We start from the raw sequence: 23,528 nt of genomic DNA, 5'->3' as shown, positions 1-23,528 counted from the left end.
AATCAAAAAAAGGAGCTCGCATGAACACCGCCGCCGCTGTTGCCGACTTCCGCAGTTACCCCCTGATCAGCGCCTTGACCGCCGTGCAAACCCTGGCGGACCGAGTGCAGGTGACATGGGCCGATGGCCGGGTCAGCCCCTTTCATCACCAATGGTTGCGCGACAACTGTCCGTGCCCGGTTTGCGTGTATGCCGTGACCCGCGAGCAGGTGCTGGAAATCGTCGATGTCGCTGAAGATCTATCCCCCACCGGGACGCGGATTGATACCGAAGGCTGTCTGTCTATCGACTGGCTGGACGGTCATACCAGCCGCTTCGATCCCGGCTGGTTGCGCGCCCACGCCTATGACGATGAATCCCGTGCCGAACGCAGCGCCGGCAAACCGAGAAGCCAGCTGTGGAACAGCCAACTGAAGCTGCCGGTGTTCGAGTATCAAGCGCTGATGGACGATCCCAAGGCCCTGCTGCAATGGCTTTTGGCACTGCGCGATATCGGCCTGACCCAAGTGCGTGGCATCCCCACCGAACCCGGCTCGCTGACGCAGATCGCCAAGCGGATTTCGTTTATCCGCGAGAGCAATTTCGGTGTGCTGTTCAACGTGCAATCCAAGGCCGACGCCGACAGCAACGCTTACACCGCATTCAACCTGCCGCTGCACAGCGATCTACCGACACGCGAGTTGCAACCGGGGCTGCAATTTCTGCATTGCCTGGTCAACGACGCGGACGGTGGCGAGAGTATTTTTGTCGACGGCTTTGCCATTGCCGACGCCTTGCGTCAGGAGGACCCCGAAGCCTTCCGTGCGCTGTGCGAAATCCCCGTGGAGTTTCGCAACAAGGACCGCCACAGCGACTACCGCTGCCTGGCACCGATCATCGCCCTCGATACGCTGGGGCAGGTGTCGGAAATCCGCATGGCGAACTTCCTGCGGGGACCGTTCGATGCGTCGGTCGAGCAGATGCCCAAGTTGTATCGGGCCTATCGGCGGTTTATCGCCATGACCCGCGAACCCAGGTTCCGTCTGATGCAGCGCCTCAACCCTGGCGAGCTGTGGTGCTTCGACAACCGCCGAACCCTCCACGCCCGCAACGCCTTCGACCCCGCCAGCGGCGCCCGGCATTTCCAGGGCTGCTACATCGATCGCGATGAATTGTTGTCGCGCATTTTGGTGTTGCAACGCTAGACCGCGTCATCGTTCTTCGCGAGCAAGCCCGCTCCCACACCTGATCTTCAGTGGACACATTATTTGTGTACGACGCAGATCGAATGTGGGAGCGGGCTTGCTCGCGAAAGCGCCGGTTCAAACACCTCATCTCTCCCAGTCACAGACAAAAAAAAGCCCCGATCAAGCCGTGACAGGATCGAGGCAGAACTTACTGTTGAGGAGCTGTTGCGCGAGGGTGACCAAACCTTCGTGAAGCCAGCTGAACCCAGTGTGCCCACTCCCTCCTCCCGCAAGTTAGCCGAAAACGACCTGTTCATAGGTATTGCGGCCATTGCGACAAATCGTCCTTGCCCCCACCCATCGCCCCTACCAGAATCGAGCCACGACACCGTTCCCTGAAGAAGGATTGCGTCATGATGCACGCCGATTTGATTGACCAGGAAGACCTGTTGGGCCAGCTCAAAGCCTTGGGGTTTGAAGTCCCGAGTGGCGCCACTGCGGAGCAGGCCTGTGAATGCGCGGTACGCGGTTTGAACGATGTGCGGGCCATGACCCTGAGGACCATGGTCAAGCAGATGTACACCAGCAGCGCGACGATTCTGCCTGCCGTGCGCCAGGCGATAGACAAGCAACTGCTGCCGGCATTGGCGCAATACCAACAAAGCCGTAGCGCCTGATAACAAAGCAAAAGATCGCAGCCTGCGGCAGCTCCTACGCCAATATCTGTAGGAGCTGCCGCAGGCTGCGATCTTTTCTGATGACGCCTCGGTTTAGAGCCTTACGCTGGCAAACGTCGACTCGTTACGTGCCTGGCTCAACGCCGACATCGGTCCGGACAACGGTGCCAGCACCAGTGCTTGCGGGATCGGCAACATTGCCACCTGTTGGGCGGTGTTGGAACCGACGCGTTCATCACGCGGTGGAATGCCGAAGTATTCGCGGTAGCACTTGGAGAAGTGCGGAGTCGACACGAAGCCGCACACCGAGGCCACTTCGATGATCGACATCGGCGTTTGCTTGAGCAATTGCCGGGCGCGGATCAGGCGCAGCTTGAGGTAGTAACGCGACGGCGAGCAGTGCAGGTATTTCTGGAACAGCCGCTCCAGCTGACGACGTGACACGGCAACGTAGACCGCCAGTTCATCGAGGTCGATCGGCTCTTCCAGGTTGGCTTCCATCAGCGCGACGATTTCCTGCAACTTCGGCTGATTGGTGCCCAGCATGTGCTTGAGCGGCACGCGCTGGTGATCCTGTTCGTTACGAATGCGCTCGTAGACAAACATTTCCGAGATCGCTGCCGACAGTTCACGGCCGTGATCGCGGCTGATCAAGTGCAGCATCATGTCCAGTGGCGCGGTGCCGCCGGAGCTGGTGAAACGGTTGCGGTCGAGGGTGAACAGGCGAGTGCTCATGGCCACACGCGGGAAAGCTTCCTGCATCGACGCCAGACATTCCCAGTGCACGCTGCAATCGAAACCGTCCAGCAGACCTGCGCAGGCCAGGGCCCAACTGCCAGTGCAGACGGCGCCGAGGCGACGCGACTGCCGGGCCTGGCTTTGCAGCCACGACACGTGTTCGCGAGTAACAGTGCGTTGAATGCCGATGCCGCCGCAGACAATGACGGTGTCCAGGGCGGGGGCTTTGTGCATGGAGGCGTCGGGGGTGATTTGCAGACCGTCACTGGCCCAGACCTGGCCGCCATCGACGGTGAGGGTGCTCCAGCGATACAGCTCGCGACCGGACAATTGGTTGGCCATACGCAGGGGTTCTACTGCGGAGGCCAGAGAAATCAGCGTGAAATTGTCCAGCAGCAAAAAGCCGATGGATTGAGGCGCACGGTTCTGGGGTTGAGCCCCGGAGTTGAACGACGTCATCGCGGTATCTCCTCACACAAAGCGGGTGATGGCCTCAGGCGGAGGCTCTTGTTATGGCCATCGTTCTCTTGCGTGAGACGGGGCTTTGTTATGACAGAGCAATTGCCATGCCTAAAGTTGAATGCGCATTCAATAACTCCTGAAAACGACGTCGCGATGTGTCTATATGTGTCTATCGAGCCGTGGGGGTTATCAGCACAGTCCACGAAGGCAAGCGCCCTGCCCCGTTGCGTTTGAGCAAATCGGTAGCACTTGTGGGAAGCGCATTAAAAGACGCCGGGAAAGAGTGTCACCCCAAGCACAGGTGACGAGCGGTCGGAGCCCTGAATGACGTCCGACCGTTGAGGATATTTGTTGCCTGATTGCGACGCGCTAAAAGGTGGCGCTTATTGGGACCAGTGTTCAATTAGCGCGCAGATTTGACTGTTCTGGCCCCATCGCGAGCAAGCTTTGCTCCTACGGATGTACGCGTACCTGTCTCTGTAGGAGCAAGGCTTGCCCGCGATGCAGGCGACTCGGTCTTAGCATTCCACCGCGCTGACAGCCAACCCACCGCGCGATGTCTCTTTATATTTGTCGTGCATGTCAGCGCCGGTATCGCGCATGGTGCGGATCACCCGGTCCAGCGAAATGAAGTGCTGACCGTCACCGCGCAGGGCCATTTGCGCAGCATTGATAGCCTTCACCGCAGCGATGGCGTTGCGCTCGATGCACGGCACCTGCACCAGCCCACCGACCGGGTCGCACGTCAGGCCGAGGTTGTGCTCCAGACCGATTTCCGCCGCGTTGCACAGTTGCTCCGGCGTCGCCCCCAGAATCTCCGCCAGCCCGGCCGCCGCCATCGCGCAGGCCGAACCGACTTCGCCCTGGCAGCCGACTTCGGCGCCGGAAATCGAGGCGTTCTTTTTACACAGAATCCCGACCGCCGCCGCACCGAGGAAATAGTCGACGACATTGGCGTCCGTCACTACCTCGCTGAATTTCATAAAGTAGTGCAACACCGCCGGAATGATCCCGGCCGCGCCGTTGGTCGGTGCCGTAACCATCCGCCCGCCGGCCGCGTTTTCTTCGTTGACCGCGAGGGCGAACAGGTTGACCCACTCCATGGCACTCAAGGTCGAGCCGATCACGTTGGGCTTGTTCAGCTCTTGCAGGCTGCGATGCAACTTGGCAGCGCGACGGCGTACGTTCAGACCACCAGGCAGGATGCCTTCGTGTTTGAGGCCCTGTTCGACGCAATCCTGCATGGCGCGCCAGAGTTTCATCAGACCGCTGCGGATTTCTTCTTCCGAACGCCAGACCTTCTCGTTCGCCATCATCAGCTCGGCGACACGCAGTTTGTGTTTCTGGCACAGGGCAAGCAGCTCCGCCGCGCTGGAAAAATCGTAAGGCAACACGGTGCGGTCCAGATCGACCACGCCGCTTGAGGCCTGCTTCTGATCAACGACAAAACCGCCGCCAACTGAATAGTAGGTGTCGCGATGCAACTCACCGTGCTCACCTTCAGCCACCAGGGTCATCGCATTGGGATGGAATGGCAGGTTCTCATCGATCAGGCGCATGTCCCGCGCCCAGATGAAGGGCACCGGCAAGCGACCGTCGAGCAACAGTGTGTGGGTTTCACGCAACGTGTCGATGCGAACGCCGATTTGCGACGGGTCGATCGCGTCCGGCCATTCGCCCATCAGGCCCATGATCACCGCGTTGTCACTGCCGTGACCGATACCAGTGGCCGACAACGAACCGAACAGCTGGACTTCGATCCGGTGCACCTGTTCCAGCAGCACCTTCTCGCGCAACGACTCGACGAACAACGCCGCGGCGCGCATCGGCCCGACGGTGTGCGAGCTAGAGGGGCCAATGCCGATTTTGAACAGGTCGAAAACACTGATAGCCATGACGTGCGAGACTCCTCGGTGAGCATATTCCGGGCGCCAAAACGCCCGGTGGCGGAGCTGCTACGCTCAAGCGGCAACCCTTTGATCTGACCGCATCATCAGGCTTTTGCGATGTCGCTCGACGTCTCACACCGACGTACCCATGCCCACCAACGCCGCCGGCCCCAGACGACACGTTTTGGCCGTTTTTTTGCGGCTCAGAGGACTAAAAAGCGCTGAATAAAGCTGTAAACGACCTCACCGACACTGGATGCGACCATCCCTGTACTGGATACGACGCACCCTGTAGGCGTCAGAAATTCACTGGTCCATGATCAGTCTCGACTCGATTGCACGGCGACGTGGTAGAGCTGCTCCACACGCCCACCAACCGCAACACCCATAAGTGCGGTCAGAACACCGCCAAAAAAAACACTCAGGAGTCCACCCATGAAAATAGGTTCCCCGTCGTTGTTGTTGGCCGCCATGCTCAGTCTGCCGCTTCTGGCTCACGCCACAGAGCCGGCACAGTGCAGCACCGTAAACTTCTCCGATGTCGGCTGGACCGACATCACCGCCACAACGGCGACCACCAGCGTCGTGCTTGACGCGTTGGGCTACAAGACCAAGACCACCATGATTTCCGTGCCGGTGACCTACAAGTCCCTGGCCGACGGCAAGAACATGGACGTGTTCCTCGGCAACTGGATGCCGACCATGGAAAACGACATCAAGGCCTACCGCGATGCGGGCACCGTGGAAACCGTGCGGACCAACCTCAAAGGCGCCAAGTACACCCTGGCAGTGCCACAAGCGCTTTACGACAAAGGGCTGCATGACTTCAAGGACATTGCCAAGTTCAAGAAAGAACTCGACGGCAAGATCTATGGCATCGAGCCGGGCAACGACGGCAACCGCCTGATCCAGAGTATGATTGACAAGAACGCCTTCGGCCTCAAAGACGCCGGTTTCAAAGTGGTCGAGTCCAGCGAAGCCGGCATGCTCTCGCAAGTCGACCGCGCTCAGAAGCGCGATACCGCTGTGGTGTTCCTGGGCTGGGCGCCGCACCCGATGAACAAGCGCTTCAAGATCCAGTACCTCACCGGTGGCGACGATTATTTCGGCCCGGATTTCGGTGCGGCGACAGTCCTGACCAACACCCGCAAGGGCTACAGCCAGGAATGCAGCAACGTCGGTCAGTTGCTGAAAAATCTGGAGTTCACCGTCGACATGGAAAGCTCGCTGATGGGCAACATCCTGGACGACAAGATGAAGCCTGAAGCGGCCGCCAAGGCCTGGCTGAAAAAGAATCCACAGGTACTCAATACCTGGCTCGCTGGCGTGACCACCATTGACGGTAAACCAGGCCTGGAAGCCGTGAAAGCCAAGCTTGCACAGTAATTGTTGACGCCGGGCGAGTTCGCTCGCCCGGGCTGTTTTTTTCCTTGCATGCGGACGTTCACTACCATGCTGATTGATCAGAAAATCCCTTTAGGCCAGTACATCGCTGCCTTCGTAGAATGGCTGACGAAACACGGCGCCAGCACATTCGATGCGATCGCCACGACACTGGAAACGATGATCCACGGCGTGACGTTCGCGCTGACCTGGTTCAACCCGCTGGCACTGATCGGCCTGATCGCCTTGCTGGCTCACTTCATTCAACGCAAATGGGGCCTGACCGCTTTCGTCATCGCCTCCTTCCTGCTGATCCTCAACCTGGGTTACTGGCAGGAAACCATGGAAACCCTCGCCCAGGTGCTATTCGCCACCTTCGTCTGCGTGATAATAGGCGTGCCGTTGGGCATCGTCGCCGCGCACAAACCGATGTTCTACACGCTGATGCGTCCGGTGCTCGATCTGATGCAGACCGTACCGACGTTTGTGTACCTCATTCCTACCCTGACCCTGTTCGGTCTGGGTGTGGTCCCGGGTCTGATTTCAACGGTAGTGTTCGCGATTGCCGCGCCTATCCGTCTGACCTACCTGGGCATCCGCGATGTGCCGCAAGAACTGATGGACGCCGGCAAGGCCTTTGGCTGCTCGCGCCGTCAGCTGCTCTCCCGTATTGAACTGCCCCACGCGATGCCGAGCATCGCAGCCGGTATCACCCAGTGCATCATGCTGTCGTTGTCGATGGTGGTGATCGCGGCACTGGTGGGTGCCGATGGCCTGGGCAAACCCGTGGTCAACGCACTGAACACTGCTGATATCGCCCTGGGCTTCGAAGCCGGCCTGGCGATCGTACTGCTGGCGATCATGCTCGACCGTATCTGCAAACAACCCGACGCCAAAGTAGGGGGTGACGCATGAGCATAATCCGCTTCGATCAGGTCGACGTGGTCTTCTCCAAGGACCCGCGTGAAGCCCTGAAACTGCTCGACCAGGGCATGACCCGTGACCAGATCCTGAAAAAAACCGGGCAAATCGTTGGCGTTGAAAAAGCCAGCCTGGACATCGAAAAAGGCGAAATCTGCGTGCTGATGGGCCTTTCCGGCTCCGGCAAATCCAGCCTGCTGCGCTGCATCAACGGCTTGAACACGGTCAGCCGTGGCAAGCTGTTCGTCGAGCATGAAGGCCGGCAGATCGACATCGCCTCCTGCACCCCGGCAGAACTGAAAATGATGCGTACCAAGCGCATCGCCATGGTGTTCCAGAAGTTCGCCCTGATGCCTTGGCTGACGGTGCGCGAGAACATCAGCTTCGGCCTCGAAATGCAGGGTCGTCCCGAGAAGGAACGCCACAAACTAGTCGACGAGAAGCTCGAACTGGTCGGCCTGTCCCAATGGCGTAACAAGAAACCCGACGAACTCTCTGGCGGCATGCAGCAACGTGTGGGCCTGGCCCGCGCACTGGCGATGGACGCCGACATCCTGCTGATGGATGAACCCTTCTCGGCCCTCGACCCGTTGATTCGCCAAGGCCTGCAAGACGAACTGCTGGAACTGCAACGCAAGCTGCACAAGACCATCGTCTTCGTAAGTCACGACCTTGATGAAGCGCTGAAACTCGGCAGCCGTATCGCGATCATGAAAGACGGCCGGATCATCCAGTACAGCAAGCCGGAAGAAATCGTCCTCAACCCGGCCGATGACTACGTGCGGACTTTCGTCGCGCACACCAACCCGCTGAACGTATTGTGCGGTCGCAGCCTGATGCGCACACTGGACAACTGCAAACGCATCAACGGTTCTGTATGCCTGGATCCGGGCGGCGACTCCTGGCTGGACCTGGCCGAAGGCAACACCATCAAGGGCGCACGCCAGAACGGCGCGAGCCTGGACCTGCAGAACTGGGTACCGGGGCAAGCGGTTGAAGGCCTGGGCCGTCGACCAACGCTGGTGGACTCGAACATCGGCATGCGCGACGCGTTGCAGATTCGTTATCAGACCGGCAACAAGCTGGTGCTGCACGACAACAATCATGTGGTGGGGATTCTCGGCGACAGCGAGCTGTACCACGCGCTGCTCGGCAAGAACCTGGGGTAAGGCAACAGACACAAAAACGCCGCGAGGATCGCGGCGTTTTTGTTAGTGCGTAGAACTTAATGTGGGAGCGAGCTTGCTCGCGATAGCGGTGGGTCAGTCAACATGGATGCTGACTGTTATGCCCTCATCGCGAGCAAGCTCGCTCCCACAATGGATCTGCGGTGTTTCTATAAACACCGCAGACCTCAAGTCTTAGCTATAAACACGGCCCAGGAGCTGCCGATGGCTTTCAAACTGATCGAGCACATCACGGGTGATCTGATCCTGAGTGAAGCCCATCAAGTCGTACTCCTGACTGCCGTTGTGCAGGTATACCTCGGCGCGGTAGTAGCGCGTACGCGCTTCATCCGGGCCCGGCGATTCGCTCGGTGCAGCCAGATAGCCGTCCAGACTCACTTCATAGACAAAAGGGTTGCCCTCTTCCATCTCGATCCGCACGCCCATGCAACGCTTGGCTTTACCCAGCAACGTCTGAACGTCCAGACCCTGGGTGCGCAGTTGCACCGCCGCATCTTCCAGCGCCGGGCTGACTTGCTTGTCCATGAAACGCTGAACGATCGACTGGCTCGGTTGCAGATCCAGCTGAGTCAAACGCTCGCTGAAACCACGACGACCACGCGCCGCCAGCTCGGCTTGTTCCTGCTCGATCTGCACGTCCTGGCGCATGGCCTTGTGCAAGCCAAACATGAAGAACACCAGCACCACCGAGAACGGCAGACCGGCCAGCACCACCATGGTTTGCATGGCTTCGAAGTTACCGGCGAACAGCAGGCCGATGGTCACCAGGGTGATCACCGCCGACCAGAAGATCCGCAGCCAGTGCGGGGCGTCTTCATCGACGTTACCGCCCTTGCAGGACAGGTTAGCCATCATCACCGCGCCCGAGTCGGCCGGGGTCAGGAACAACACGAAACCGACAAAGATCGACACGCCGATCACGATTTTCGACGCCGGGTAGTGCTCAAGCAGTTGGTAGATCGCCATGGACGGCTGTTCCAGCGCCGTCTTCCCGAGTTCCACCGCCCCGTGGTTCATCACCAGATCCAGTGCCGAGTTACCGAAGATCGACAGCCAGGCCAAGGTGAAGCCCAGCGGAATCAGCAGCACACCAGCCACCAGTTCACGCACGGTACGACCGCGAGAAATACGCGCAATGAACATGCCTACGAATGGGGCCCAGGAAATCCACCAGGCCCAGTAGAACAGCGTCCACAGACCCAACCAGCGCTCGGACTTGGCGTTATCGGCTTCGTACACGTAAAGGTCGAAGGTTTTCAGCACCACGCCGTTCAGGTAGTCGCCGATGTTCTGCACGAAGCCGTTGAGCAGGTGCAGGGTCGGGCCGAACAGCAGCACGAAAATCAGCAGGCCGCTGAACAGCACGATGTTCAGGTTGGACAGACGGCGGATGCCGTTTTCCACGCCCGACACGGCAGCGATGGTCGCCACGGTGCTCATCACGATGATCACGATCAGCAGGTTGGTGTTGCTGTGCTCCATGCCGAACAGATTTTCCAGTCCCGACGACACTTGCAGCGAACCAATCCCCAGGTTGGTCACCAGACCCAGCAGGGTCACGAACATGCCAAAGCCGTCGACCGCATGACCGGCCGCGCCTTTGACCCAACGCTCGCCCACCAGCGGATACAGCGCCGAACGCAGCGCCAGCGGCTGGTTATGACGGTAAGCAAAGTACGCCACCGCCAAGCCGACCAGTGCGTAAATCGCCCAACCATGCAGGCCCCAATGCAGGAACGTCAGCTGCACCGCCTGGCGTGCTGCCAAATTGCTGCCGGCCACGCCTTCCGGTGGGTTGAAGTAGTGATCCAGAGGCTCGGAAGCCCCGAAATACAGCAGCGAGATGCCAATACCGGACGAGAACAACATCCCGGCCCAGGCGCCATAGCTGAAGTCCGGGGTGTCGTCCTTGCTGCCCAGTTTGAGCTTGCCGTAGGACGAAAACGCCAGACCGACGACGAATACCAGATAGGCGGCGATCACCACCATGTAGTACCAGCCGAAGCTGCGCGACAACCAGGCCTGAGCGATCCCCAGCACTCTCCCGGCTTCTTGCGGCGCGGCGATGAGGATGGCAGTCAGCAGCAGGATCAATGCGGTCGAGGTGTAGAACACCCAACCGTTGACCGTCACCTTATCGGGTGGGGTCTTTATAAGAGAGGCAGAACTCATTGCACAGATGCTCCAGGCAGTGCGGGAGAAGGACACAAGGCAAAGCAGTACCCGACCAATCGATTAGTTGGCAGCCGAACGGTGGGTGATATAAAGACACCCCGAAAAAAGCCCGAAACCGCGGCAGCAGCGTTGAAAACCGACCTCGAAGATCGCGTGCGCGTACATGACACAGCACATGACCCTGAGCGTCTTGCCCATTCAACGCGTCCATTGAAATCGGTTCGCAGCATGCCCCGTGTGGGTTTCGAGCATTTTCGGATGTCGTTTTTCCGCCAACTACATGTAGGAAAAACCTGTAGGCAGCGACGATTTGTCGCAGATCTTATTCTTTGTTGATTGAACGTTCAATCAAAACAAAATAGACTGGCCCTCAATCCGGTAGCCGTTTTTCGTCCACCGGAAGGCCTAAGGAGATGTGCAAGATGCCCAAGGTCGGTATGCAACCCATACGCCGCCAGCAGTTGATCGAAGCCACATTGCAGGCGGTCGATCAGGTCGGAATGGGGGACGCCAGCATTGCGCTGATCGCCCGTTTGGCCGGTGTCTCGAATGGCATCATCAGTCACTATTTTCAGGACAAGAATGGCCTGATCGCCGCCACGATGCGGTATCTGATGAGCGTCCTCAGCGAGAACGTCACCGCGCGCCGCCAGGCGCTGGGAGATAACAGCCCACGGGCTCATCTTCAGGTGATTATCGAAGGCAACTTCGACGCCAGCCAGGTCAATGGCCCGGCAATGAAAACCTGGTTGGCCTTCTGGGCAACCAGCATGCACCACCCGTCTTTACACAGGTTGCAGCGGATCAACGATCACCGCCTGTATTCCAACCTGTGCTGCGAGTTCCGCCGAGCGCTGCCGCTTGAACAAGCACGCAGCGCAGCACGCGGGCTGGCAGCCCTGATTGACGGTTTGTGGTTGCGCGGCGCGCTGTCGGGAGACGCTTTCGACACCGAGCAGGCGCAACGGATCGCTTACGAATATATGGATTTCCAACTGGCTAAGCAGGAGCGCTAGAGCACACATAACCGCTCGGCCCCTGAACGGCTACTGATCAGCGTGCCCAGGCTTTACGGCACGCCCAGTGGTTAACGCCAACAACTTATGCACTTGCGAGGACTCTATGGCCCGTTTCGAACTGCAAAAACTTTACATCGACGGCGGTTACTCCGACGCCAGCGGCGACGCCACCTTCGAAGCCATCAACCCGGCCAACGGTGAAGTTCTCGCCAAAGTGCAACGTGCAACCTTCGCCGATGTCGAACGTGCCGTCGTCAGCGCCGAAAAAGGCCAGAAAGTCTGGGCCGCGATGACCGCCATGGAGCGTTCGCGCATCCTGCGCCGTGCCGTTGAAATCCTGCGCGAGCGCAACGATGAACTGGCCGCACTGGAAACCCTCGACACCGGCAAGTCGTACTCCGAAACCCGTTACGTCGACATCGTCACCGGCGCTGACGTACTGGAATACTACGCAGGCCTGGTTCCCGCCATCGAAGGCGAGCAAATCCCGCTGCGTACCACTTCGTTCGTTTACACCCGTCGCGAGCCACTGGGCATCGTGGCCGGTATCGGCGCGTGGAACTACCCGATCCAGATCGCGCTGTGGAAATCCGCTCCAGCCCTGGCGGCCGGTAACGCGATGATCTTCAAGCCAAGCGAAGTCACTTCCCTGACTACCCTGAAACTGGCTGAAATCTACACCGAAGCGGGCCTGCCAGCGGGCGTGTTCAACGTTCTGACCGGCAGCGGCCGTGAAGTTGGCACCTGGCTGACCGAGCACCCACGCATCGAAAAGATCTCCTTCACCGGCGGCACCGACACCGGCAAGAAGGTCATGGCCAGCGCTTCCGGCTCGTCCTTGAAAGACGTGACCATGGAACTGGGCGGCAAATCCCCACTGATCATTTTCGACGACGCCGATCTGGATCGCGCCGCCGACACCGCGATGATGGCCAACTTCTACAGCTCCGGTCAGGTCTGCACCAACGGCACTCGCGTGTTCGTACCGAGCCACCTGAAAGCGGCTTTCGAAGCGAAGATCGTTGAGCGCGTTGCACGCATCCGCGTGGGCAACCCGGAAGACGAAAACACCAACTTCGGTCCTCTGGTCAGCTTCGCCCACATGGAAAGCGTGCTGGGTTACATCGCCAAAGGTAAAGAAGAAGGTGCTCGCGTCTTGTGCGGCGGCAGCCGTCTGACCGAAGGCGAATTCGCCAAAGGCGCATTCGTGGCACCCACCGTGTTCACCGACTGCACCGATGACATGACCATCGTTCGTGAAGAAATCTTTGGCCCGGTGATGAGCATCCTCACCTATGAAACCGAAGAAGAAGTGATCCGCCGCGCCAACGACACCGAGTTCGGCTTGGCCGCTGGCGTCGTCACCAAGGACCTGAACCGCGCTCACCGTGTGATTCATCAACTGGAAGCCGGTATCTGCTGGATCAACGCCTGGGGCGAGTCCGACGCCAAGATGCCGGTCGGCGGCTACAAGCAGTCGGGCGTGGGCCGTGAAAACGGTATCAGCTCGCTGAACAACTTCACCCGCATCAAATCGGTACAGGTCGAGCTGGGCGATTACGCCTCGGTGTTCTAAGACGACACAGTTGCGTCGCCTGTGAAGCCGTCATCGCGGGCAAGCCTTGCTCCTACAGGGCCTGAGTTATTCCTGTAGGAGCAAGGCTTGCCCGCGATCGAGTGCGAAGCACTCGCAAGGCCTCAAGGCACTTTCGACCTGCCACCATTCAAAGAGGGTGCATTCAATGTCCCAGGAATACGACTACATCATCATCGGGGCCGGCTCTGCCGGTAACACCCTGGCGACCCGTCTGACTGAAGACGAAGGCGTCACCGTCCTGCTGCTCGAAGCCGGCGGCCCGGACTACCGTTTCGACTTCCGCACACAAATGCCTGCCGCACTGGCGTTCCCGCTGCAAGGCCGTCGCTACAACTGGGCCTACGAAACCGATCCAGAGCCACACATGGACGGCCGCCGGATGGAATGCGGTCGCGGCAAGGGCCTGGGCGGTTCCTCGCTGATCAACGGTATGTGCTACATCCGCGGTAACGCCATGGACTACGACGGCTGGGCGAAAAACCCTGGCCTGGAAGACTGGACCTACCTGGACTGCCTGCCGTACTTCCGCAAAGCGGAAACCCGTGACATCGGCCCGAACGACTACCACGGTGGCGAAGGCCCGGTCAGCGTGACCACTCCTAAAGCCGGTAACAACCCGCTGTTCCACGCGATGGTTGAAGCAGGCGTGCAGGCCGGTTACCCGGCGACCTCCGACCTGAACGGCTACCAGCAAGAAGGTTTCGGTCCGATGGACCGTACCGTGACGCCTAAAGGCCGTCGCTCCAGCACCGCACGCGGCTACCTGGACATCGCCAAAAAGCGTTCGACCCTGAACATCGTCACCCACGCCCTGACCGACAAGATTCTGTTCGAAGGCAAGCGTGCGGTCGGCGTACGTTACCTGGTGGGCAGCGCTGAAGAGCGCGTTGAAGCCCGAGCACGCAAAGAAGTGTTGCTGTGCAGCGGCGCGATCGCATCGCCGCAAATCCTGCAACGCTCCGGCGTCGGCCCGGCCAAGCTGCTCGAAAGCCTCGACATTCCAGTAGTTCACGACCTGCCAGGCGTCGGCGAGAACCTGCAAGACCACCTGGAGCTGTACCTGCAATACGCGTGCACCCAGCCGGTTTCGCTGTACCCGTCGCTGCTCTGGCAAAACCAGCCGGCCATTGGTGCCGAGTGGATGTTCAACGGCACCGGTATCGGCGCCAGCAACCAATTCGAAGCCGGCGGTTTTATCCGTACGCGTCCGGACTTCGAATGGCCGAACATTCAGTACCACTTCTTGCCGGTAGCGATTAACTACAACGGCAGCAACGGTGTGAAAGAGCACGGTTTCCAGGCGCACATGGGTTCCATGCGCTCGCCAAGCCGTGGCCGCATCCAGGTTAAATCCAAGGATCCGCGCCAGTACCCGAGCATCCTGTTCAACTACATGGCCACCGAGCAAGACTGGCAGGAGTTCCGTGACGGCATCCGCCTGACCCGTGAAATCATGCAGCAGCCGGCACTCGACGCCTTCCGTGGTCGCGAGCTGAGCCCAGGTATCGAAGTGCAAACCGACGAGCAACTCGACAAGTTCATTCGTGAACACGCCGAAACCGCGTTCCACCCGTCCTGCTCGTGCAAAATGGGCACCGACGAAATGGCCGTGGTCGATGGCCAGGGTCGCGTCCACGGGATGCAGGGCCTGCGTGTAGTCGATGCCTCGATCATGCCGTTGATCACCACCGGTAACCTGAACGCACCCACGATCATGATGGCCGAGAAAATCGCCGACAAGATCCGTGGTCGCAAGCCGCTGCCACGCAGCAAGGCCAAGTACTACGTGGCGGGCGACGCCCCAGTACGTGGCAAGCCACTGCGTGAAGTGGCCCCGACCGCGCAGTAACCGCTACACCGCGGTGCGCCCATCGCGAGCAAGCTCGCTCCCACACAGGATCGGCAGTGAACACAGATTTTGTGAACACTGGAAATCAAATGTGGGAGCGAGCTTGCTCGCGATGGCTTTCTACCAAACAACACACCTCTCCCTGCCTTACACCCTCCCCACACCGCTTCACCCTTGATCCCACCCCCCGCGCAGGCCTAATCTAGTCACCGCGCAAACGTTTCACCTCCCGCCCCCATCGACAAGCCGCCACCTGGCTGGCCACGAGGCTTACTCATGTTTGATGTCGTGTCTTCGAGCAAATGGCCCACCGGCTACCTGATCAATCCAAACGTTGAACCCCTCGACCCGAAGTGGCTGAAAGAATTCAGCAAGATCCCCGCCGCCGCCGTCAGCGACTGCCTGGGCCGCAACGTCGGTGGTCTGGGTTTGAAAGCCTTCCACGGCAATACGCCGATGCTGGGCAGTGCGCTGACTGTTCGCGTACGTCCCGGCGACAACCTGATGATCCTCAAGGCCATGCAGATGGCTCGCCCCGGCGACGTACTGGTGATCGACGGCAGTGCCGACCTGACTCGCGCCGTGTTCGGCGGCATCATGCGCGCCATGGCCCTCAAGGCCGGGATCGTCGGCGTGGTGATCAATGGCGCCCTGCGTGACCTCGACGAGTGGCAAACCGGTGAACTGCCGGCCTACGCCATCGGCGGCGTACACCGTGGCCCGAGCACCGACGGTGGCGGCGAAATCAACGTACCGATTTCCTGTGCCGGCATGCTGGTTGCCCCTGGCGACCTGATGATTGGCGACGGTGACGGCGTGGTGGCTGCATCGCGCAGCGAACTGCCGGAACTGTTGGTGCGATGCCACGACCTGCTGGCGCGGGAAAAGGCTACGCTTGCGGCTATCGAAGCCGGAACGCTGGACCCGGATCGTTTCGATGCCATCCTGCGCGCCAAGGGTTGCCCGGTTTAACCGCCAAAAGCATCGCGGGCAAGCCTTGCTCCTACGGGTTCGGGTTGAATCACAGATGTGTGATTAACCACAAAACCGTAGGAGCAAGGCTTGCCCGCGATGAGGCCCTCGAGGTCGCAGCCACTCACAAGGAGGTTCTCCAATGTTCGATTTCCACCCCCAGCTCAAGCAGCGTTTCGCTGCCTTGCGCACGGGCGCTGAATTCTTTTCGCTGCGCTATGTGCGCGAGTCTGGCCAGTACCTGTCGGTGCGCAAGAACGTTGCCGAGCCGCCACACCTGAGCCGTGACGAAGGCGCGATGCTGACCGCACGGGTCAATGGCGTCGAAGCCTACGCCGCGACCAACGACCTTTCGCCATCAGGCCTGCAGGCCGCCCTCGACCGCGCCGAACAACAGGCCCGCTCGATCGCCGCCCACGCCCTGCTCGACCTGCGCCAGCAAGCGGTTTCCAGCGAGCGCGCCGATTACCTGTCACCAAACCTTGCACAACCTTTCCCGTCCCTCAGCGATTGCTACCAACTGCTCGGCGCCGAATCCGCCGCCGTGCCCAAGGACGAGCGACTGGTGAACTGGCAGGTCAGCATCGGCATCACTCACGTTGAGCAGATCTACCTCAACAGTGCTGGCGCCGAACTGCGTCAGGCGCAACGCTTCGTTTACCCAGGGCTGGATGTCACCGCCTACGACGGCAACGACAGCCAGACCCGCAGCCTGGGCCGCGAAAACTTCGGTCAGCAAGGCGGCGCGGACGTGATCAGCCGTTGCGGACTGATCGGCGCCGGGCCGACAGTCGCCGATCAGGCGCTGCAATTGCTGCTGGCACCGAACACCCCGCAAGGCAAACGCGACCTGCTGCTGATGCCGGACCAGATGATGCTGCAGATCCACGAGTCCATCGGCCACCCGCTGGAACTGGACCGCATCCTCGGTGACGAGCGCAATTACGCCGGCACCAGCTTCGTCAAAACCAGCGACTTCGGCAGCCTGCAATACGGCTCCAAACTGCTCAACGTGACCTTTGACCCGGACATTCCCGAGCAACTCGCCAGCTACGGCCATGACGACGACGGCACCGCCGCGAGCAAACAGTTCCTGATCCGCGAAGGCTTGCTGATCCGTCCACTGGGCGGCGCGCTGTCGCAATTTCGCGCAGGCCTCGACGGCGTCGCCAACAGCCGCGCCTGCGGCTGGAACCGTCCACCCATCGACCGCATGGCCAACCTCAACATCGAGCCTGGCGACCAGCCGCTCGAACAGTTGATCAGCGGCATCGAACACGGCGTGCTGATGTCGACTAACCGCTCATGGTCAATTGACGATGCGCGTAATAAATTCCAGTTCGGTTGCGAGTGGGGTCAGTTGATTGAAAACGGCGAACTCAAGGGCGTGGTGAAGAACCCCAACTACCGGGGCATCTCCGCGCAGTTCTGGCGCAACCTCAGTGCCGTGGGCGACCTCAGCACCTTCAAGGTGCTGGGCACACCCAACTGCGGCAAGGGCGAGCCGAACCAGGTGATCCGCGTCGGCCATGCTTCGCCGGCCTGCGTATTCAGCAACATTGACGTGTTTGGGGGAGACGCCTGATGGCGACGGTATTGAGTCAGGTCGAGCAATTCAAAGGACTGGTGGCCTGGTTGCGCAGTGCGGTGCGCGAACCTGAGCAGTTCACCTTGAGCTACGCCGCCGAATCGTCGGCCTTCGTGCGCTTCAACCACGCCAAAGTGCGTCAGGCTGGCCAGGTCCAGCAGGCCAGCCTGGGTTTCAAACTGATCAATGACGGTCGGCATGCGGACCTGAGCATCACCCTCGCCGGTGATCCCGAGGTCGACCTTCAGCGCTTGGCCGAAGGTCTGCAACAGCTGCGCGAGACTCTGCCGTTGTTGCCGCAGGATCCGTATCTGCTGCTCAACCACACAGGCTGGCAGAGCAAGAATGTGCAGGATCACCCGTTGCCGGATACCGAACAGGTGGTCGCCGAGATCGCCCGCGCCGCCGAAGGTCTCGATCTGGTCGGCTTCTACGCCGCCGGCCCCATCAGCCGGGGTTTCGCCAGTTCGTCCGGTGCCTTCGGCTGGCATCAGGCCAACAGCTTCAATTTCGACTTCAGCCTGTTCCACGCCAACGGCCAAGCGGTGAAAGCCAGCTACGCCGGGCACGACTGGAACAGCGAAGGCTTCGCCAAACGCTTCCAGCAAGCCCGAGAGCAGTTGGAGTTTCTGGGACGGCCACTGCGCACCTTGGCGCCGGGTCAGTACCGCGCCTATCTGGCGCCGGCGGCGCTGGAAGAGATCGTCGGCATGCTCTGCTGGGGTGGTTTCTCCGCGCAGTCGATTGCCAGCAAAAGCAGCCCGCTGCAAAAGCTCTACGCAGGCGATAGTGCATTCAGCCCGCTGCTCTCGCTGGATGAAAAAGTCAGTGGTTCCCTGAGCCCGGCGTTTTCCAGCGAAGGTTACCCGCGCAGCGATCTCGGCTTGATCGTTGCGGGCAAGGCTGGCGAGCGGTTGGTGGGTTCGCGCAGCGCCGCCGAATACGGCCTGACCGCCAACGGCGCCAGCGGCGGTGAGTCGCCAAGCGCCTTGAACATGGCCGCCGGTGCATTACCGGAAGCCGAGATTCTCAAGCAGCTCGGCACTGGCTTGTACATCAGCAATCTGTGGTACCTGAACTACTCGGATCAACCCGCCGCACGCCTGACCGGCATGACCCGTTTCGCGACCTTCTGGGTCGAGAACGGCGAGATTCAGGCACCGGTCAGCACCATGCGTTTCGATGACAGCGCCTACAGCCTGCTCGGTTCGCAGCTGGAAGCGCTGACGAGTGAGCGCGAGCTTATCTTGTCGGCCAGCACCTACAGCCAGCGGGCGACGGCTTCGGCGTTGTTGCCGGGGGCGCTGGTCAGCCGCCTCACCTTGACGCTGTAAACCCAATCCGTAGCAGCTGGCGAAGCCTGCGTTCGGCTGCGAAGCAGTCGTAAAACCTGCAATCGCGTTTCTTCGGAAAGAATGCGTCGGTTGAATTTGCGAGGGCTTCGTCCTCGAACGCAGCCTGCGGCAGCTGCTACGGGATCGTCACTGTTCTCGCGGATAGTTTCTTCACACCACCAAGAGGTCCCATGCCCAACCGCCCGGCTCTTGACGCAATCACCGCCCGTTGGGTCCCCTGGGTGGTGGCGATTGCGTTCTTCATGCAGTCCCTCGACGGGACCATTCTCAACACCGCCCTGCCCGCCATGGCCCGCGACCTGGCCGAAGACCCGCTGCGCATGCAGGGTGTGATCATTGCCTACATGCTCACGGTCGCCTTGCTGATTCCGGCGTCGGGCTGGATCGCCGACCGCTTCGGCACCCGGAAAATCTTCTTCGGCGCGATTCTGTTGTTCAGCCTCGGCTCCTTGCTCTGTGCGCTCTCCAGCACCTTGAGCATGCTGGTCGGCGCCCGGGTGATTCAGGGACTGGGCGGCGCGTTGATGCTACCGGTCGGGCGACTGGTAGTTCTGCGCGCTTATCCGCGTTCGGAACTGGTGCGGATCATGGGCTTCATCACCATTCCCGGCCTGCTCGGGCCGTTGATCGGCCCGACCATGGGCGGCTGGATGGTGCAATACCTGACCTGGCACTGGATCTTCCTGATTAACCTGCCGGTCGGGCTGGTCGGTTGCTACGCGGTGTGGAAATTCATCCCGGACCTGCGTGGCTCTGAACGCACCCGCTTCGATGGCTTGGGTTTCCTGCTGTTCGGCGCGGCGATGGTGCTGATCACTATTGCCATGGAAGGTCTGGGCGAGCTGCACCTGCCGCATTTGCGGGTGATGTTGCTGTTGTTCGGCGGCATGGCGTGCCTGGCGGCTTATTGGCTGCGGGCCGGGCATATCGACAATCCGTTGTTCGCGCCGGCACTGTTCAAGACCCGGACCTTTGCCGTCGGGATTCTTGGCAACCTGTTCGCCCGGCTGGGCAGCGGCGCCCTGCCGTTTCTGGTGCCGTTGCTGTTACAGGTCGCATTGGGCTACTCGCCGTCCCTGGCGGGGATGAGCATGTTGCCGTTGGCGGCAGCAGCGATGTTCGCCAAGTCGATCGCGCGACCACTGATCGAACGCCTGGGTTACCGTATCGTGCTCACCGGCAACACCCTGGCGTTGGGGATCATGCTCGCGAGCATGGGCCTGGTCAGCGAGCAGACGCCTTATTGGTTGCTGCTGGTGCTACTGGCGATACTCGGTGCGATCAACTCCTTGCAGTTCACCGCGATGAACACCGTAACCCTGATCGACCTCGACGACGCCAGCGCCAGCAGTGGTAACAGCCTGCTGTCGGTGGTCGCGCAGTTGTCGCTGAGCCTCGGCGTTGCCTGCGCCGGCGCCCTGCTCGGTGGCTTCACGGCAGAGGTTGGCAATGATGGCGTGGGCACGGTGTTAGGCGCGTTTCAGCTGACGTTTGTCACTGTCGGCGTCATGGCGATGCTGGCGGCGGCAATCTTTTTGCAGCTTTCGCCAAAGGATGGTCGACGGATGGTCAGCCGCGAGCACGATATAGAGCACTGACCTGTAGCAGCTGCCGAGGCACGAGGCTGCGTTGCGTGTCCGCAGGACCGCCCTCGGGGGCTACTTCGTAGCCCAACGCAGCCTCCTACCTCGGCAGCTGCTACGACTATTCGTCCAGAATTTGCAGGTGGAGAGCGCGGGGCTGGTACACTGCGCGACATTTTGTTTTGCAGGCCAGTCCCGTGACCACCATCGCCACCGCTTTTAATACTTTGCCGCTGTCCGCCGCCATGCTGGCTAACCTCGACTCCCTCGGTTATGCCCAGATGACGCCGATCCAGGCGCAAAGCTTGCCGGTGATCCTCAAAGGGATGGACCTGATCGCCCAGGCCAAGACCGGCAGCGGCAAAACCGCCGCCTTCGGTATCGGCCTGCTGAACCCGATCAATCCGCGTTTCTTCGGCTGCCAGGCGCTGGTCATCTGCCCGACTCGTGAGCTGGCCGACCAGGTCGCCAAGGAAATCCGTCGCCTGGCCCGCGCCGAAGACAACATCAAGGTGCTGACCCTGTGTGGCGGCGTCTCGTTCGGTCCGCAGATCGGCTCGCTGGAGCACGGCGCGCACATCATCGTCGGCACCCCGGGGCGCATCCAGCAACACCTGCGCAAGGGTTCGCTGGTGCTCCATGGCCTGAACACGCTGATCCTCGACGAAGCCGACCGCATGCTCGACATGGGTTTCTACGATTCCATCGAAGAAATCATCGCCCAGTCCCCGGAGCGTCGCCAGACCCTGCTGTTCTCCGCCACTTACCCGGTGGGCATCAAGCAGCTGGCGTCGAAGTTCATGCGCAATCCGCAGCAAGTGAAGGCCGAGGCGTTCCACGACGACACGCAGATCGAGCAGCGTTTCTACGAGATTTCGCCGGAAGAGCGCATGGACGCGGTGGTCAAAGTCCTCGCGCATTTCCGTCCGCAATCCACCGTCGCGTTCTGCTTCACCAAGCAGCAAGTGCAGGAAACCGTCGACCACCTGACCGCCAAAGGCATCTCGGCCGTTGGCCTGCACGGTGACCTGGAACAGCGTGATCGCGACCAGGTGCTGGCGATGTTCGCCAACCGCAGTACTTCGGTACTGGTTGCCACCGACGTCGCCGCCCGTGGCCTGGACATCGATGCACTGGACATGGTGGTCAACGTCGAACTGGCCCGCGACTCGGAAATCCACATTCACCGCGTTGGCCGTACTGGTCGTGCCGGTGAGAAAGGTATCGCCATCAGCCTGGTAGCGCCGTCCGAAGCCCATCGCGCCCAAGCCATCGAGCAACTGCAGAAGTCGCCGCTGAGCTGGGATCAACTGGACAACCTGACCTCCCAGGGCGGCGCGCCGCTGCTGCCGGCCATGAGCACCTTGTGCATCGGCGCTGGCCGTAAAGACAAGGTTCGCCCTGGCGACATCCTTGGCGCACTGACCGGCGATGCCGGTGTTCCAGGCGCTCAGGTCGGCAAGATCGCGATCTTCGACTACCAGGCCTATGTGGCCGTGGAACGCGGGATCGCCAAGCAAGCAGTGCAGCGCTTGAGCGACGGCAAGATCAAAGGCCGCTCGCTGCGCGTACGCATCCTGTAAGCAACACCATCACCCCGTAGGAGCAAAGCTTGCTCGCGATGAACGATAACGCGATCTACCCGTTAGACCGCAGCGCCTTGATCGCGGGCAAGCCTTGCTCCTACGGGGGGTGCGCCAGCCCTGAATTTTGTATGAGGACACCGTTTTGCGCTCTACCGAAGTCGTGATCATTGGCGCTGGCGCCGCTGGGTTGATGTGTGCACTGACCGCCGCTGGGCGCGGGCGCAAGGTGATGTTGCTCGACCACGCGAACAAGGCCGGCAAAAAAATCCTCATGTCCGGTGGTGGCCGCTGTAATTTCACCAACATGTACACCGAACCGAGCAATTTCCTCTCGCAAAACGCCCACTTCTGCAAATCCGCGCTGGCTCGCTACACCCAGTGGGATTTCATCGGGATGGTGGCCAAGCACGGCGTGCCGTACCACGAGAAAAAACTCGGCCAGCTATTCTGCGATAACAAATCCAGCGACATCCTCGGCATGCTCCTCGACGAGTGCGATCAGGTCGGCGTCAGCCTGCACCTCGACACGTCGATCCAGCAGATCGAGAAACTCGAAAGCGGTTACCTGCTGGAAACCACGTTGGGTCAGCTGACCTGCGAATCACTGGTCATCGCCACCGGCGGCCTGTCGATTCCGACTCTGGGCGCCACCGGTTTCGGTTATCAGGTTGCCAAGCAGTTCGGCCACCAGTTGCTGCCCACCCGCGCCGGCCTGGTGCCGTTCACCATCACCGACCAGCTCAAAGAGCTGTGCACCGAGCTGTCCGGCACATCGGTGGATTGTCTGGTGAGCTGCAATGATCAGAGCTTTCGCGAGAACATCCTGTTCACCCACCGTGGCCTCAGCGGCCCGGCGATTCTGCAGATTTCCTCGTTCTGGCAATCCGGCGATGCGGTCGAGATCAACCTGATGCCGGACCACGATGTGCCAAGCTGGCTGCAACAGCAGCAAGCCGAGCGCCCGAACAGCGAGCTGAAAACCCTGTTGGGCGAAATCTTCACCAAGAAGATGGCCAACCTGCTGGCCGACAGCTGGTTCGTCTCCAAACCGATGAAGCAGTACACCCACGCCGAGCTGGCCGATATCGCCGCAAAACTTGCGAGCTGGACACTGGTCCCGGCCGGCACCGAAGGCTACCGCACCGCCGAAGTCACGCTCGGCGGTGTCGACACCCATGAAGTCTCGTCCAAGACCATGGAATCGCTGAAAAGCCCCGGCCTGTACTTCATCGGCGAAGTACTGGACGTCACCGGGCACCTGGGCGGTTTCAACTTCCAATGGGCCTGGGCTTCGGGTTACGCAGCGGCGCAGTACGTCTAACTAAAGGGTGTACACAAAATAAAGGTGGGAGCGGGCTTGCTCGCGAAGAGGGAGTGTCAG

17 protein-coding genes are annotated in these 23,528 nt (G+C 60.5%); 14 read left to right on the top strand and 3 right to left on the bottom strand.

Features of this window, described 5'->3' with window-relative positions:
• The first annotated feature begins 20 nt into the window (after nt 1-20).
• Both ACIPIN_RS17710 and ACIPIN_RS17705 read left to right on the top strand, forming a co-directional pair.
• Nucleotides 21-1,184 (top strand): gamma-butyrobetaine dioxygenase, encoded by a 1,164-nt coding sequence (locus ACIPIN_RS17710; RefSeq protein WP_401120556.1) that lies wholly within the window; start codon nt 21-23, stop codon nt 1,182-1,184.
• 395 nt (nt 1,185-1,579) lie between these two features.
• Nucleotides 1,580-1,843, top strand: coding sequence for a hypothetical protein (locus ACIPIN_RS17705; protein ID WP_347902423.1), 264 nt, complete (start codon nt 1,580-1,582; stop codon nt 1,841-1,843).
• Nucleotides 1,844-1,936: 93 nt separating this feature from the next.
• Here the strand turns inward: ACIPIN_RS17705 and ACIPIN_RS17700 are convergent, their stop codons facing one another.
• Together ACIPIN_RS17700 and ACIPIN_RS17695 are read right to left on the bottom strand one after the other, a co-directional pair.
• The gene (locus ACIPIN_RS17700; protein WP_401120555.1) at nt 1,937-3,040 is read right to left on the bottom strand and encodes a GlxA family transcriptional regulator; all 1,104 of its coding nucleotides are present in this window, start codon (nt 3,038-3,040) and stop codon (nt 1,937-1,939) included.
• Nucleotides 3,041-3,561: 521 nt separating this feature from the next.
• Nucleotides 3,562-4,938, bottom strand: coding sequence for an L-serine ammonia-lyase (locus ACIPIN_RS17695; protein ID WP_401120553.1), 1,377 nt, complete (start codon nt 4,936-4,938; stop codon nt 3,562-3,564).
• 429 nt (nt 4,939-5,367) lie between these two features.
• Between ACIPIN_RS17695 and ACIPIN_RS17690 the strand changes: the two genes are divergently transcribed.
• The 3 genes from ACIPIN_RS17690 (at nt 5,368) to choV (ending at nt 8,405) form a co-directional block, all read left to right on the top strand.
• The gene (locus ACIPIN_RS17690; RefSeq protein ID WP_401120552.1) at nt 5,368-6,318 is read left to right on the top strand and encodes a choline ABC transporter substrate-binding protein; all 951 of its coding nucleotides are present in this window, start codon (nt 5,368-5,370) and stop codon (nt 6,316-6,318) included.
• Between the two features lie 66 nt (nt 6,319-6,384).
• Nucleotides 6,385-7,230, top strand: coding sequence for a choline ABC transporter permease subunit (gene choW, locus ACIPIN_RS17685; RefSeq protein WP_123426562.1), 846 nt, complete (start codon nt 6,385-6,387; stop codon nt 7,228-7,230).
• Nucleotides 7,227-8,405, top strand: coding sequence for a choline ABC transporter ATP-binding protein (gene choV, locus ACIPIN_RS17680; RefSeq protein WP_123426493.1), 1,179 nt, complete (start codon nt 7,227-7,229; stop codon nt 8,403-8,405). Before choW ends, choV begins: the two co-directional genes overlap by 4 nt.
• A gap of 192 nt (nt 8,406-8,597) precedes the next feature.
• On the opposite strand, the gene ACIPIN_RS17675 is transcribed toward choV, so the two are convergent.
• Complete coding sequence (locus tag ACIPIN_RS17675; RefSeq protein WP_401120585.1) at nt 8,598-10,538, bottom strand: BCCT family transporter; 1,941 nt, start codon at nt 10,536-10,538, stop codon at nt 8,598-8,600.
• A 482-nt stretch (nt 10,539-11,020) separates the two neighbouring features.
• On the opposite strand from ACIPIN_RS17675, the gene betI reads away from it, so the two are divergent.
• The 9 genes from betI to ACIPIN_RS17630 all read left to right on the top strand — a co-directional run bounded on the left by betI (nt 11,021) and on the right by ACIPIN_RS17630 (nt 23,468).
• Nucleotides 11,021-11,614 carry a transcriptional regulator BetI gene (gene betI, locus ACIPIN_RS17670; protein ID WP_401120551.1) on the top strand — a complete coding sequence of 198 codons (594 nt, stop codon included), beginning with the start codon at nt 11,021-11,023 and terminating at the stop codon, nt 11,612-11,614.
• A 106-nt stretch (nt 11,615-11,720) separates the two neighbouring features.
• A complete protein-coding gene (gene betB, locus ACIPIN_RS17665; RefSeq protein WP_401120549.1) occupies nt 11,721-13,193 on the top strand; it encodes a betaine-aldehyde dehydrogenase in 1,473 nt (490 codons plus the stop codon).
• A 166-nt stretch (nt 13,194-13,359) separates the two neighbouring features.
• A complete protein-coding gene (gene betA, locus ACIPIN_RS17660; RefSeq protein WP_401120547.1) occupies nt 13,360-15,063 on the top strand; it encodes a choline dehydrogenase in 1,704 nt (567 codons plus the stop codon).
• A 276-nt stretch (nt 15,064-15,339) separates the two neighbouring features.
• Nucleotides 15,340-16,035: an RraA family protein gene (locus tag ACIPIN_RS17655; RefSeq protein ID WP_401120545.1), complete on the top strand. Its 696-nt coding sequence runs from the start codon at nt 15,340-15,342 to the stop codon at nt 16,033-16,035.
• Nucleotides 16,036-16,177: 142 nt separating this feature from the next.
• Nucleotides 16,178-17,620: a TldD/PmbA family protein gene (locus ACIPIN_RS17650; RefSeq protein ID WP_401120544.1), complete on the top strand. Its 1,443-nt coding sequence runs from the start codon at nt 16,178-16,180 to the stop codon at nt 17,618-17,620.
• Nucleotides 17,620-18,957: a TldD/PmbA family protein gene (locus ACIPIN_RS17645; RefSeq protein WP_401120543.1), complete on the top strand. Its 1,338-nt coding sequence runs from the start codon at nt 17,620-17,622 to the stop codon at nt 18,955-18,957. Before ACIPIN_RS17650 ends, ACIPIN_RS17645 begins: the two co-directional genes overlap by 1 nt.
• A gap of 191 nt (nt 18,958-19,148) precedes the next feature.
• Entirely contained in the window at nt 19,149-20,576 is a 1,428-nt protein-coding gene (gene mdtD, locus ACIPIN_RS17640) for a multidrug transporter subunit MdtD (protein WP_401120542.1), read from the top strand.
• A 230-nt stretch (nt 20,577-20,806) separates the two neighbouring features.
• Complete coding sequence (dbpA, locus tag ACIPIN_RS17635) at nt 20,807-22,144, top strand: ATP-dependent RNA helicase DbpA (protein ID WP_401120584.1); 1,338 nt, start codon at nt 20,807-20,809, stop codon at nt 22,142-22,144.
• Between the two features lie 145 nt (nt 22,145-22,289).
• The gene (locus ACIPIN_RS17630) at nt 22,290-23,468 is read left to right on the top strand and encodes an NAD(P)/FAD-dependent oxidoreductase (RefSeq protein WP_401120541.1); all 1,179 of its coding nucleotides are present in this window, start codon (nt 22,290-22,292) and stop codon (nt 23,466-23,468) included.
• Nucleotides 23,469-23,528 lie beyond the last annotated feature (60 nt).

This window comes from Pseudomonas sp. NPDC087697, assembly GCF_044743155.1.
In the GTDB taxonomy this organism is placed as follows: domain Bacteria; phylum Pseudomonadota; class Gammaproteobacteria; order Pseudomonadales; family Pseudomonadaceae; genus Aquipseudomonas.
The sequence above is the reverse complement of the archived record's forward strand: the minus strand, read 5'-3'. Positions and strand labels throughout refer to the sequence as shown.